The 14,172-nt window shown below is 47.4% G+C and carries 10 protein-coding genes and 2 pseudogenes; 1 reads left to right on the top strand and 11 read right to left on the bottom strand.

Translation table 11 applies throughout. From position 1 onward, the window contains the following. Nucleotides 1-17: 17 nt before the first annotated feature. The 7 genes and pseudogenes from K5L82_RS03355 to K5L82_RS16780 form a co-directional block, all read right to left on the bottom strand. The gene (locus K5L82_RS03355; RefSeq protein WP_223133157.1) at nt 18-875 is read right to left on the bottom strand and encodes a hypothetical protein; all 858 of its coding nucleotides are present in this window, start codon (nt 873-875) and stop codon (nt 18-20) included. Between the two features lie 340 nt (nt 876-1,215). Continuing rightward, nucleotides 1,216-2,463, bottom strand: coding sequence for a hypothetical protein (locus K5L82_RS03350; RefSeq protein ID WP_223133156.1), 1,248 nt, complete (start codon nt 2,461-2,463; stop codon nt 1,216-1,218). 7 nt (nt 2,464-2,470) lie between these two features. Next, entirely contained in the window at nt 2,471-3,145 is a 675-nt protein-coding gene (locus tag K5L82_RS03345; protein WP_223133155.1) for an alpha/beta fold hydrolase, read from the bottom strand. Nucleotides 3,146-3,156: 11 nt separating this feature from the next. Continuing rightward, nucleotides 3,157-4,527: a flippase gene (locus K5L82_RS03340; protein ID WP_223133154.1), complete on the bottom strand. Its 1,371-nt coding sequence runs from the start codon at nt 4,525-4,527 to the stop codon at nt 3,157-3,159. 71 nt (nt 4,528-4,598) lie between these two features. Next, nucleotides 4,599-5,641: pseudogene (locus tag K5L82_RS03335) on the bottom strand (NAD-dependent epimerase/dehydratase family protein). 74 nt (nt 5,642-5,715) lie between these two features. Then, on the bottom strand, nt 5,716-6,189 hold the full coding sequence (locus tag K5L82_RS03330; RefSeq protein ID WP_223133153.1) for an IS30 family transposase: 474 nt from the start codon (nt 6,187-6,189) through the stop codon (nt 5,716-5,718). A 241-nt stretch (nt 6,190-6,430) separates the two neighbouring features. Next, the gene (locus tag K5L82_RS16780; RefSeq protein WP_223133152.1) at nt 6,431-6,667 is read right to left on the bottom strand and encodes a helix-turn-helix domain-containing protein; all 237 of its coding nucleotides are present in this window, start codon (nt 6,665-6,667) and stop codon (nt 6,431-6,433) included. Between the two features lie 280 nt (nt 6,668-6,947). Here K5L82_RS16780 and K5L82_RS16775 point away from each other — a divergent pair. After that, nucleotides 6,948-8,240, top strand: a pseudogene (locus K5L82_RS16775) (IS21 family transposase); the annotation flags it as partial. A gap of 606 nt (nt 8,241-8,846) precedes the next feature. Here the strand turns inward: K5L82_RS16775 and K5L82_RS03315 are convergent. The 4 genes from K5L82_RS03315 to K5L82_RS03300 are packed head-to-tail and all read right to left on the bottom strand — an operon-like array spanning nt 8,847 to nt 14,141. Then, entirely contained in the window at nt 8,847-11,039 is a 2,193-nt protein-coding gene (locus tag K5L82_RS03315; RefSeq protein ID WP_223133151.1) for a polysaccharide biosynthesis tyrosine autokinase, read from the bottom strand. Nucleotides 11,040-11,044: 5 nt separating this feature from the next. After that, complete coding sequence (locus K5L82_RS03310; protein WP_223133150.1) at nt 11,045-11,488, bottom strand: low molecular weight protein-tyrosine-phosphatase; 444 nt, start codon at nt 11,486-11,488, stop codon at nt 11,045-11,047. Between the two features lie 6 nt (nt 11,489-11,494). Then, nucleotides 11,495-12,616, bottom strand: coding sequence for a polysaccharide export protein (locus K5L82_RS03305; RefSeq protein ID WP_223133149.1), 1,122 nt, complete (start codon nt 12,614-12,616; stop codon nt 11,495-11,497). Nucleotides 12,617-12,644: 28 nt separating this feature from the next. Continuing rightward, entirely contained in the window at nt 12,645-14,141 is a 1,497-nt protein-coding gene (locus K5L82_RS03300; protein ID WP_223133148.1) for a capsule assembly Wzi family protein, read from the bottom strand. Nucleotides 14,142-14,172 lie beyond the last annotated feature (31 nt).

Here is a 14,172-nt window from a genome sequence, read left to right as displayed (position 1 = left end):
AATTTTGAACTACAATCCTATCTATCTCTTCCTGTGAATATATCATCAAACACTGTTAACGCTTCGGATTCAGTAAAATATTCTTTTATTACTCCAGGCCAAAATTTAACTTCACTGCGCCGCACTATTAACCCTGTAAAAACCTGCAAAGGAATAAAGTCATAGTTCAATACAGATAACGCTGCAATTCTATGCTGTCCAGCCGTTATAAAATAACGATATCTATTATTATTTTCTAATATTATTGCAGAGATATTATTGTTGCCTTTTAAATCAACCTTAAAACCATTCTCAGCAATAGACTTATACACATTAATCAATCTATTATACTCAAGCTTTCCTTTCTCAAAACTTACTGGACCATAAAAAGGATCTCCCTCACTAATCATCAAATCTGCTTTATGTTCTTTATTATCATCCTCAACCTGTCTGGCTCTTTTATCAATTTTAATAACTGGATCCTCATCTTCCCAAGGTAAAAAAACCCCAGATGCTGGAAGCTTATTAAGTATATCGTTTTTTGCCTCATCCAAATATAAATATTTTGAAATTGATTTAGGCTGAAAAGTAGAATAAAAGCTACATAGACTAGATTTTTTATAATCTTTTGCTGTACCATCTACATATTCTTTAACTGTTGAGACAAACGGCGCATTACTATTTACTCCTGCATTAAAGCCATGAGGCCCTAAAAAACGAATATCGCGAACCGGAACCTGTATTAAAATCCTTCTTTTATTGCTTTTATAAATCAGCTCTATTGGTGACCGCCATTTTTCATAAATAAAATCTTCAGAAAACGTAGCTAGATCAAGCCCAACCTTATTAAAAATTAATAGCATATTTCTTTTAAATTTAATAATTAGATTCCTCACATCACTTCCTACCAAATAATTAAGGGCTTAAATCCATTTAAATTAAAACAACTTCACATTATCATTCATTTCTTTTTGTTGGAATTTAATCCAGTAAATCTATTTCTAAAATCTATCTCAACAAATGGTCTAATTGATTATTCATTATTATTATACATGATATAATTTTCTAAAATTCTCAGATACATATAATACTTACATACCCTTTCCTATCTAAAGCCCTAAATATTTTAAACCTTGCGTGCGTGTGTGCGACAAGGCGTATAGACTTTAAAAAAGGTGGTGTTACAATGATTTTTTCATATAGTTAAAGTAGGGATTTTAGTTTAGAGAGAAATAATTAAAATTTTTTGTATGTGCTGACTAGTTTTTTATAGGCACTATTAGATAACACCTTACGTGCAAATTTTACCAAAATAGATTTAAGCGTGTTTTTGAAACTAAATAATTTTTTACCATGGTGACGTTGTGGAAGGTGTACAGCTATTTTTTTATTAGTATAAACTTCGCGGTCAATGGGTAGCTCAAAAAAATATCCTTCAGAGCGATAATAACCGTTTAATAATTTTGCAATCTGCAAGTCATCCTTAAGTAGGCCTTTATTAAACCAATCAAAGTCTAGTATCTTGGCAATATCATTCAATTGAGTAATATATTTTTCTTTTACGCTTGCTTTTTGTACTTTGCAGTGAAATAGTAAGGAAAAAAAGAAATCGTCTATTCTAGGAGTAAAAACGCCATTACAGTTTATCTTTCTTCTTAACATTCTTTCAGACCAAATCGTATTGTAGTAATTATCACCTACATAACGCATATCAATAGAAATACGATTATTTTCAATATTAGCGACTCCTTTATACGGGTGCTTTTTATCTTGTTTGCAACCTATAGCTGATGCTAAACGCTGGTAGCTATCCGTTAAAAAGTCGATGTCCAATTCTTCATTTTTGAACGGTAAGGTTTCAAAACTTCTTTGTACAAGGTAGTTGGTAGTCACATTCAATATATCGAATAACTCTTTATAGCTATTCCAACTTCCAGCTCCTTCTAAATCTTTCTGAAGAGTTTTAACTAACTGTTTCTCATTATTTATTATTTTTTCATAGAGGTTCAACCCAAGTAGTAAGGGAGCTTGGAAGTGAAACTCAGAAATATTGTTGGTTGAATGTATCGAGAAGCTTTTACCTGTCTTTGCTTTGACCCATTCACGGAACTCGTATTTTGCTGCTACTACAGCCGTGTTAGATAATTCTACTTTTCCAGAAACTGAAGGCAGGTAGGTATAGTGTGGCTCCACGTCTTGTATCATAAATAGGTGGAATTTGGGTGTTCCAATTTTATTCAAAATGTCGACATTTACTTTATCGGTGTCGTTAATGGGTATTTCATAAAGCCTACAAGCATTTTCTATGAAATATTTATCGCTCCATTCAACACTTGCATCAAGCAAAAGGTTAAATCTTTCGTTTAACTTTTCTCTGATGTCGTCGATGAATTCTTTAGCATCTTCCCAAACTATAAATAATGAATAATCAAATTCAGCCACTGCGTCAAAGTTTTGAACCTTCCCATACATGCTTTGATACATTTAATTATTACCTATTAATACCCATTATTTGATGTAGCTGATTAGTATCTCTTAATTGTTTTATAACATTATGCCCGCCACCTCCTATAGTGTGCACTGTTACACCTTTGTGGTTAGCAATATGATTAGCGTGAATAACATCTAATGCATCGTCCTTTCCGATGTAAATATTAATATCTCTTTGTGCTCTGTTAATGCTTAGGAGTGCATTTAAATCCAAATACATTTCTTTATTAAGTAAGTTTTTTATTTGCATTTTAACTATTTGTTTTTGCCATCTACGGTCACTATGTAACTTCCTTAGTTTTGGAGCAATAAATGTTTGCGGAGAAAAGGCAACTACTGAAACATTTTTTTCTTTTAAAGCTATTAATTCAGAAAACATAATTGCTGCAAATCCGCCCATGCTATTACCTACAAAGCAAACATTTTCTGGTTGCAACTCATCAATTACAGCTTTAATGTACTTTGCTGTTGATAAAACATTGTTAGATATGCCTTTTAAGCCGCTTTGATACCAAGATTGAGAAAAGTCTCGAACAAACATTTTACTTTCTTCAATAATCTTAGCAGAATTGTAAAACTCAAAAGGAGGCATGCCAATCCGTGCATTAATGCCTCCAAAAAACACATATAGAGTTTTACTCTTATTGTTAAATTCTTGAATAATTGATTCGTTCATTAGATGCTCATTTAACTCTTCTTATCATCAATATTGCTGTATATAGATTTGCTATGCAGCAAACCAAATGCTGTACAATCAATGCCGAAAATTTTATATACAACAGCCCATAATATAATATTGCGAATTAAAATTGAGATTGCAGTTGCTAGAGCCGCACCAGTAGCACCATAGGTTGGTATGAGGATCGCATTTAATGCCAAGTTAATAACAGTTGCTAAAACCATAGCTTTTAAAGAGAGTTTTTCTAACCCTGCCATATTAAGTATTCGGCCAGACGCTCCAAAAAAAGCATTCAAAAACTGAGAACCGGTCAGTATCAAGAGAATAATATAACTGTCAGTAAAGCTTTCCCCGAAAAATAGTAGCAGTATTTCTTTTCCAAAAAACACAAACAGAAGTAATATTGGTAAAGCCCAAAGCATGCTAGCTCTGGCGCTCAGTACTGAAAGGTAAGCTAGTTTGTCTATTCTATTTTGTGAGTGGTACCTTGCCATATATGGCATCGCCATAGATGCTACCGCTGTAAGCCCTAAAGTTGTTAAAGCCGCCCCTTGGAATGCAACTACGTATAATCCGACTTCAGTTTGATTTGCAAACATGCCAAGCATTATAAGGTCAGTTTGGCTGTTAATGATTAAAACACCTTCAAGCAGGCTTAATGGAATAATGCTTTTAAACCATTCTGGTGCTTTATATTTCATACTTTGTAGGCGATTGACTTCTTTGGGTTTTTCTTTTATGAGCAAACCAGCACCTATTATAAAAGCAATAACAGTAGCAATTACACTATATAAAACAGCATCAAAGGCTTGCAAATCAGTATCGCTGTAATACCAAGCAGCACCCACCATTGCAATCATAAACAGCGGTCTAATAATATTCTCTGGCAATTGCCCCTTTATAATTTTTCGAAGCCCTTGCAAAGCCGCGCCACGCAAATTACTCAAAGCAATAAATGGAATAGAAATGAGTGCCAGTAGATAAGAATTTTTGTCTAAGGCGCTAGAAGTAGGTGCAAAATTAATATAGGCAATACAAAAAATTATTATGATTGCTGATATAGCAACCGATGCTAAATTTGTCCATGCCCAAAGGCCTTTCATTAAACCCCATGCTCTGCTTGCTTCAGCTTTGGCTGTTTCCCTAATAATAAGCGTTGTCATTCCAAACTGAGCTGGTACAACTAAAAGTGCTATTAGAGCAAAAATATATGTGTAAACACCAAACTGCTCAACACCTAAAGCCCTTGTTAATATAATCGAGCTTATCAAGCCTAGACCTGTGCTAGTAATTTTAATAGATAACACGCCTATGCCGCCTCTTAACAACTGAGACTTATCGCTATTGCCTTTTAATTTTAGTGTTATTTTATTTAACATTACGATTGATAAGACTCCAAACTTCAAAAACAATAAAACCAGCACCGCCGGGAATTAGAACTTCCATTGTCCTAACTCAAAAAGTCTTTATACCACGACATCGCTTCATCAATCCCTTGGCTAATTCTATGGCTGGGTTCGTAGCCTAATAATTCTTGTGCGTAGCTTACATCCGCTTGGCTGTGGCGTACGTCGCCTGCTCTAAAGTCTCGGTATTCGGCGTGTTCTGGGGTTACGCTTACGTCCCAGTTTTCTAATGCGGCTTTAATGGCTTGGTATAAATCATTGAGTGTCGTTCGGTTGCCTACGGCGCAGTTGTATACCTGGTTTTTTTCGTCTGGGTTGGTGGTGGCGGCTATCAGGTTCATTTGTAAGGTGTTGGCGATGTAGCAGAAGTCGCGGCTAGTTTCGCCATCGCCATTAATGAATACTTGCTCGCCTTGCATCATCGCTGGTGCCCATTTGGGTATAACGGCCGCATAGGCGCCGTGTAGGTCTTGGCGTTTGCCAAGCACATTAAAGTAGCGCGGTCCAATGCAGTTAAAGTCGTAGGTTCTGGCGGATACGTCGGCGTACAGTTCGTTCACGTATTTGGTTACCGCATAAGGTGAAAGCGGTTTGCCGATGTTGTCTTCGAGTTTGGGTCGGGAGGGGGGGTCGCCGCAGGTGGAGCTGTTGCCGGCGTAGGTAAAGCTTTGTACCTTGGCGTCGCGGGCGGCCACTAACATATTAAAAAGCCGTCGATATTGGCGCTGTTGGCGCTGTTGGTGGTGATGGGGTCGTTAATGGAGCGTGATACCGAGCCTAACGCAGCTTGGTGTAATACGTAGTCCACGCTTTCACAGGCACGTTGGCAATCTTCAAGCTGGCGGATGTCGCCTTTAATAAAGTGAAAGTTGTTCCATTGTTCTGTGCTTACTATGCTTTGTACTTCGTCTAGGTTGTGTTGGTGGCCGCTGGCGAAGTTGTCTAGGCCCATGACGGTTTGGTTTAGCTTTAATAAGGTTTCTAGCAGATTAGAGCCAATGAAGCCCGCAACCCCGGTGATAAGCCAGGTTTTGGGTTGTAGGGGGAGTTGTTCGAGCAGTTGTTGATATTGGGTTTTTGTAGTCATGTTTTTGATTTTTTTTGGTGGGTTTCTCGTCCTGAAGACCCGTGGATCCAACCAATAACCGCTGCACTGCTCCGTTATAGTGCCCCGGAATATTCACCCCAGAACACCTCTGCCGTTGTTCGGTAACCCAGCCGTTTCCTGGGTCGGTTATTCAGCTGCTCAGCCACTCGATTGATGTGTGTTTGTGACCGTTTGGCGAAGTTCGTCCCTTTCGGGCAGTACTGGCGCAGCAACCCATTCGTGTTCTCGTTGGTGCCTCGCTGACCCGAACAATACGGATCACAAAAATAGGCGAACAAGTTCAGCGTTTGGGCCATGTTTTCATGCTCTGAGAACTCACTGCCGTTATCCAGAGTCAAAGTTTGAGCCGCGCCCCGAACCGGCTGCAGACGACGAATCACGGTTCGCGCTGTTTGCTTGGCTGTGAACTCGCTTAGACGTCCTGCAAGTAAGCAGCCACTCCGGCGCTCGACCTGAGTTACTAAGCCAGATTGCTTGTGACCCTGAAGCACTGTGTCGCCTTCCCAGCGCCCCAGAGTGCCGCTCATACGGGCGGTGCTCAATACCCGTGCGATGAGGTATTTTGCCTAAGCCGGCATCCTTGGCTTTGCGTCTACGGCCGCGACTATTTCTGTGTCGGCAATAGCGCCAGAGGTTGCCGCCGCGTAGCTGGTCACGATGGATCAGATCATAGATCCACTGGTGACTGTCACGAACCGGCGTCTTCATGCGGTTCATGAAGCCTGAGATCTGTTCAGGGCTCCAGTAGTGCTTTAATTGTGTGCGGACTCACTCAGTCAGCCACTGCAACCTTCTATGCCATTTAAAAGCTTGCCTGCGCCTGGCATTCGACTGTTGCTGCGCGCACCCAGTATCGTAGTCTAACGCACTGTTTCGCCTCAACTCACGGCTGACAGTACTGCTGTGGCAACCGATTGTGGCGGCAATTTGTCGTTGGCTTTTGCTGGCCACACGCAAGGCCGAAATCTGATATCGTTGTGTCTGGGTTAGTTGTCGGTATTTCATCACTGCTTCACTTTGGTCGGTAAATTCCGTGGGGGTTCCGGCAACGGCCCTCCAATCTCTACCTGGTTACGCCAAAGTGCTGCAGTTATTATCTGAATTCACGCCATAAGCTCAGTTGTTTCTGAGGTGGTTCGCGGAGGAATTTGTTAATCGCCAATTAAAGTGACCTAGTACTGGCCATTAATTTTGACCCACCTCCGAGTGGCCGTCAGGCCACAGAACCCGCTACTGTCCCCCGCTTTTATCGATGGCCGGGAGCATGTCTGTGAAGGAGTGGGTTGTGATACACAAGATCACAGCACTGCACGATAACGGTAGAGGATCGTCGATCCGCGCCATCAGTCAGGAACCGGGGTTGTCCCGCAATACCGCTCGCAAGTATCTTCGAATGGATGAGAACGCGATTTCGGAACAGATTGAAGATCCCTCACGCACTAAGCGCCTCGACGATCGCCGGGATTACCTAGTGCGCCTGCTCAAGAAGCTTCCCAGGCCCAGCGCCGTCAAGATTGCCCGCAAGCAGCAAGCGAAGGTTGACGAATTGCCAGCTTCGGATCAGTCCATCTGCAGCTATGTGCGGATACTAAAGAAGGAATTGGCCTCGGCTCAGAAACGCTACTACGAGCCCATTCTGGACTACGTGCCTGGTGTTCAGTGCTAGGTGTTCAGTGCTAGGTGTTCAGTGCCAGGTGGCCCCCGATGAATTACGCGGTGTGCTGATCGGTGGCGAAGATCGCACGCTGCATTTTGTAGTATTCGTGCTGTCGTACTAGCGGTTGATGTACGTGGGGCTAGCCTTTCGCCCTCTGGATACTCAGACCTTTATCCAGTTCCACGATGAAGCCCTGCGTTACTTCGGTGGCCTGTCAGAAGAGTACGTTTACGATCAGACCAAGTTGGTGGTGATTAACGAGCAGTAATGGAAACTGCCCCTCAACCAGCGCTTCCACGAGTATGCCAGCACAGCCGGTTTCCGGAGCCATGCCTGTGGAGGCTATGACCCGGAGAGCAAGGGTAAAAAATGTGGAGAGCGTGGCTAATGTCCGCCCCCAATGGCACTACTGGTGAACGGCCCCGGGAGCGCTTCGAACAGGACGTGCGAAAGCACCTGGCAGCTTACCTGTCACTCGCTTGCGTGCAGCCTGTGGCCCAAGAGACACGTCGGGCCGACAAGTACTCTGTACCCATGGCTTGGCAGCAGGCCCGGGTGGGCTTTCTGGAGTCTGGCGGCCAACTCCACATCAGCGACCTGAACACAGGCGATGTCATCGCCAGTCATGCGCTGTGTTCCGACATGGGTAAGGTGGTCAGGAACACTCATCATTACCGAGACCATGCCCAGCGCGTGAGCATGCTGGAATCCGATATCGATGCCTTGATCGGTAATGAGATCGGGTATCAGTTATGCCAGCAGCTTAAACGGTCCGAGACCAAGATCTACAAGGATCAGCTCGCCGCTGTCCGTAACCTGCTCAAGCGCCACGAACCCTTGGATCTGGCATTAATCACGACGGTGGCAGAACGGCCCGGCATGACCGCCACACGACTGCAAAGCTACCTGGAAGCGGCGCAGCCGCCGATGAATTAACAAGCCTGCTGGCCGAGATGAAGGTTGAGCTGAAAAAGCGAGTCAGCCCCTTGTCCAAATATGACCTGTTGATCATCGATGAGCTGGGTTGAAAATCGCCGAAAGATGGGTCAAAAAAATGTCCATCGACATATAGGCAGTTGACTAGCCCCGCAGCCCCTTTAACAAGCAGCAACTAACCTATGCCTTTCTAGATCCAACTTGGGCAAACTGCGCGTCATGAGGTTGCTGAAATGGCATTGGCGTTAGTGAAACGTGAATCCACGTTTCACTAACCATTTCGAAGCAATTTTAAACAAGTTTAATTTTTTGAGGTGAAGGCTTGAGTGCTTGTTAATGCTTTAATTACCGAGTATCGAAAACGGCTTTCATAATCTGGCAGCGTACATTTGTTCTGATTCAGCCACATTCCTTGGAAAAGGTCTCTCCAATGTTGGAAACGTGTACTTTTCATTTCCAAAGCTGGAAACAGTTTTCAACTGAAAATTCAGTAGAAGGGCTGGAAAAGCTATTACCTAACCTGGCAAACCGAAACGCTAACCCCTTGATATTAGGGCCATAAAACCTGATAAGGGCCGCTTAACGGATCGCTTACTTCGCGGATTTATAAGCGTAGTTGTAGTATCCGTAGCCGCCATAGCCGTAGTTAGAAGCTTTCTTTTCTACCGCGTTAAAGATCACACCCTTCACTTCTATACCGTTTTGCTCAAACCGCCGCTTGGTCAGCTCAAGCTCTTTCGCTGGGTTGGTTGCAAATCTTGCGACCAACATAGTGGTGCCGGCGTGTTTGCCGACGATGGCGGGGTCGGTTACGGCCAGGATGGGCGGGGTATCTACGATGACCAGATCGTAATTGGCGCTGGCTTGTTTCAGGAATTCGTCAAAACGCTTGCTCATCAGCAGTTCAGACGGGTTGGGCGGCACGGTGCCGCGGCTCACGAAGTCCAGGCCTTCTACGCCGCTGTGTTCGGTGGCTTCTTCTACGCTGGCTTTGCCGGCCAACATATCCGACAGGCCTTTTTGGTTGCTTACCTTGAACACATCGTGGGAGAAGCCGCGGCGCATGTCGCTGTCTACCAGCAATACCCGTTGGTTGGCCATGGCCATCACAGCAGCGAGGTTGACCGACACGAAAGTTTTGCCCACACCGGGGCTGGGGCCCGAGATCATCAGGATGTTATTGGGTGCGTCCATCATGCCGAAGTGGAGGCTGGTGCGCAGGCTGCGTAGGCTTTCGACGGCCAGGTCTGCTGGGTTAACGACGGCCAGCAAGCCGGAGGTATGCTCCTTGCGGCCCCGTTTCTTTTTGGCCATTTCGTCCTGGGTGTCAGACAAAGGCACTGTAGCGTATACAGGTAGGCCAAGCTTTTCGATGTCTTCCGGGTTTTCAATGCCTCGGTTGATCATCGCTCGCACCAGCACAATACCGGTGCCGATCATGCCGCCTAGCAGCATGGCCACGGCGGCGATTAAGGCGCGCTTCGGTTTAACCGGGGCTCGGGTGTTGACTACAGCATCATCCACTACTCGTACGTTGCCTACGGTACCGGCCCGAGCAATGTCCAATTGTTGGATGTTCGAAAGCATTTGCAGGTAGATTTTGTTGCCGACTTCTACATCTCGGCGCAGGCGCACCAGTTCTTGCTGGGTTTCTGGCAGGCGGCCGATTCGGGAGTCCAGTTCGGCGCGGCGGCCTTTGAGTTCGGACATTTGCGAGGCCCAGGCTTTGTAGCGTGGGTGAGTGGGCTGGAAACGTTGTTCAATTTCGGCCCGCTGGAACTCCAGTTGGGAGATTTGGGTTTCCAGGTTGACGATTTGTTCCAATACCGCGGAGCCTTCGGCGCTGATGTCGATGGTTTCTTCTTGCACCTGGTATTGGTTCAGCTTTTGCTCGGCGACTTCCAGCTCACGCTTTACTTCCGGCAGGGAACGGCGCAGGAACTCGAGAGATTGGGCCGCTTCGGCGCTGGCGCGCTCAACGTTTTGGCGCACGTAGTTCTGCCCGACTTTTGCCAATACCCACTCAGCCAATGCTGGGTTGGTGTGTTCGTAGGCCAACTCGATAATACCGGAGCCTTTGCCTTTCTCGGAGGCTGACACACCCCGTTGCAGGTCCATAGTGGCCACGTACTGGCTGCGTTTCGTCACGTTAAAACGGGTACCGGGGCGTGCATTCAGCTCGGCCACCATCAGGCCGTAGCCGTTTGCATCCACAGGTGTGTCTACTTGGCCTTCCAACACCCATTCTTCGTTTTCATTGAACAGTTGCCAGTTGTTGTTACTTCCTGCGACCAAGGTGAAGCTTCCGGAACCACCGGGAACGTCCATACGGGTGATGGTGACGGCCTCACCGCCCCAGGCATAACCTTCGCCCCATTTGGGCTCAGCAAGCTCGCCCGGTTCTCCGTTGAATCGACGCGCCAAGGTGGCACCTACCACGGGGAAGTGATCCGGTTTGGCGGTGATATCCAAATTCAGGTTATCAACAACTTGGCCTAGTACCCGGCGACTTTTGATGAGCTGAATTTCAGTTTCGGCGTTGGATTTGCTTTCCAGAAGCCCGCCTAAATCTTCCATACCGGGCAAGCCGCCCTGTTTTTCTTCTACCTGAATCAGGGCGTTGGCGCGGTAGACCGGGGACTGTATCAATGCGTAGAACACACCAACGGCGGTGAACACCAGGGTGACGGCGGCGATCCACCATTTGCCGTCCCACAGGGTGCCGATAAGCGCCAGCAGGTCTATTTCGTCGTCTTGCGGGATTGCGTTGTTGCTGTCGGTCATTGAATTTAGTTACCCAGGTATTTAAGCCAGCTTTCGGTGGCTTGGTCGATCAGTTTGTAGGCGTGTTCGAAGGCGGGGCGCTGTTGCCGGTAGGGATCTGGTACCGGTTGGTTGTTTTGCCATTTACACAACAGAAAAGCGCGGCCGCGAATTTGCGGGGCGATTTCGTGCACACGTTCCAGGTGGCCTTCTTCCATAGCCATTATCAGGTCCGCACTGGCCAGCATGTCTTGCGTGACTTGCCGCGCGCGATGACTGCTGGCGTCTATGCCCTGCTCTTGCATCAATTCTAAGGCCGTGTCGTCGGCCGGTTTATCGACCAATGCGCCAATGCCCGCCGAATGTACGTGCTTGCTGCTTCCTTCAGGCAGCCTGGCCCGCAGCAGATATTCTGCCATGGGGCTGCGGCATATGTTGCCTACACATACGATGAGAATATTATTAAACATAATGCGTTAGTTGTTAGTAACTTCGTCTTCTGCCCGCGAGAAGAAGTAGACAGCCTGTGCGGTGGGCACAATTTGCGCGATCAGGCGGTTCCAGCGGGCAATCGGCGCTGCGGTTACGTACACGATGTCCCGCGGCTGCAAGGTGAACTGGTCGGCCAGCACCAAGGCGGTGGCATTGCGGGCGTGCAGCTGGAATACGTCGGCGATTTTGCCGCTGTCTTCGGCTGCTTTACGAACCACGAATACGCCACTGGCATCGGCCGTCGCTTGCGCAAACCCGCCTGCATCTGCCAGCGCTTCCGCCAGCGTAATGTCGGAACGGCCGATGTTCAGGCTGGTGGGTTTGGTGACTTCGCCCAACACAAACACTTTGGCGGCATCGTTGCGGGACACGTGGACGATGTCGTTTGGGCGCAGCAGAATGTTTTCGCGGGTGTCGCCTTGGCGGTACAGATCACGTAGGGAGTAACGATTGGTTTCGCCGTTGCGAGTCAGGGTGACGTTGGTCCAGTCGGCGACTTCCGTCAGGCCGCCGGCGTTGCTGACGGCTTCGAGCAAGGTCAGCGGTACGTTGGTGATGGGCTGGGTGCCAGGCTGCTTGAGTTCGCCGGTCATGTACACGCGCTTGGAACGGAACGAGGCCACAGTAACGTCTACCTGTGGCGAGGCAATGTATTTGGCGAGTTCTTTACGCAGGATGTCGCGGATTTCGGTGACTTTTAAACCGGCGACTTTGATTTCACCTACGTAGGGGTAAAAGATGGTGCCATCGCTGTGCACCCAATTGCCTGCTTCAGACGGGCTTCTGTCTGAACCGGCGGGAATGGTGAGTTCCGGGTGGTCCCATACGGTGATGCTGAGTATGTCGCCCCGGTTAACGGTGTAGTCGTAATCTTGGATTTCCATGTCCAGCTGGTGATTGAACATGGGGGTGGTTTCCGGCTTGGCCATTCGTTCCTGGAGGAGCTTGGGGGTGATGGTGTAGATGTTCACCATGTCGTCCAGGTCATAAGACTCATCTTTCTCATCTCCCATCCAACCCGAATTGCCAGAGGGAATATGAGACCCTGGAATCATGGCACAACCACCAAGACTCACTACAAATGCGAATACGATTAACGATTTCATCCGATGGACAACTTCCGTTTTTAGTACGTTAGAATCGATATTTCCAGCTTGCGCTGGCAGACCATTGGTCTTGCTCACCTGACAGCAGCTCTATTTTTTCGGTTGTGCCCTTTGCACCCAGCTGTAGAGTCCCCCCCAACAACCCAACTCCATAGCCGACATTGACAATACCGACCTCTTGATTTGTTGCTGGCACAAAGTAATGAGTTTTATTCTCCTTTAAGGCCGCGCGCGCAACGCCGTCCCCGTTTAGTTTTGCGTAGCTTAAGGAAACTGTCAGGTTTGTGCCAGTACTGAAGAATTGATGTAGACCAAAAGTAACGGATTCGGCATCACTATCAAAACTACTCGCCAAGTTACGGCCGAACTGTCGATAACCTGTTGTATATATACTGTGCTCATAGCTTACGCTTGGCATAGCACTGCCAAACAGATCATCTGCGGTGGTGTTACTGTATTCTAAGAACCATTGCTGATCGGCCTGAAAAAAACCTGTAGTCCAATCCGAACCCACCAGCCAAGACTTTCTAGCGGGGAACGCACCCGCCTCATCCTCCCCCATCAACTGGGCGTATACCCCCAACGCTTGCTCACCAACCGGCAATCCATAACGAACATCAATGCTTCCCAGCTGATTCCCAGGTTCTTTATCGGGACCTAGTTGACCATTATCTTTGCCAATCAGTGCATTCCATAATGTAGACGAGTTTTGCGGCCGCCCTTCTCCCCCAAACATAATGGCCCGGGAAAGACCAATATCGAACCCCTGCACCGGGCGGAACGTAAACCGCATTCCGATGAGCTTCGCACTATCGATAGTGCGGTCATCCTGAAACTCCCCCGCAAACACTGTAACATTCCAAGGGCCAACCCAGCTCAGCCACGATGTCGTGGGCGCGAGATCCCGCTTTCGATTAAGCCAGACCCCAGGCATCGGTCGGGCATTATTAGAAAGAATTAAACTAGACTGCCAACCCGGCCCCCACCAGCGGTCTATAGCGCCGGCGCCAAACACCCAGTTACCAAAGGCTGCAGCTAGATAGCTACCATCGTAACGGTGCTCTTCATCGTCTGCCGGGTTAGCAACAACCGAAGGCGATAGGCCGAGGGCCCAGTATTCGCCCTGCCATTCAACATCTAACGTTGCTTGCCCCTCTTCTTGCCGGCTGTCGCCAAATCCCTGAACTAACGACTGCCCGGAACTGCCTGCCAAGGTAATTTCGGCCCGGGTGCCACCGGAAAACTGCGCCTGTTGTTCGGCGTTCAAATACGCCATGGCACCGGCTGTTGCGGTGGCATCGGAGGTGACACTGCTGTTGATGCCTTTCGCTACACTGCTCCACATCACCGGCCAGGTAGATACAGTTCGGTCGAAATGGCCGCGGTCCGCCAGCTTTTGCAACGCAAAGCGGGCACGAGCGTCGCCGGGTTCGATCCAAGGGGAGGCATAAGTGGCGGTGGAGGTAACAATGCCGACCAGGCACGCTACCGCCCCACCGACCCGAGTCCAGTGCGTTAAGGGCATAAAATTTACTTTCTCAGTGCAGGGAAGAAAG

Origin of the sequence: Marinobacter sp. AL4B, from assembly GCF_019916045.1 — a bacterium.
GTDB lineage: Bacteria > Pseudomonadota > Gammaproteobacteria > Pseudomonadales > Oleiphilaceae > Marinobacter.
This window is presented reverse-complemented; position numbering and strand designations above follow the sequence as displayed.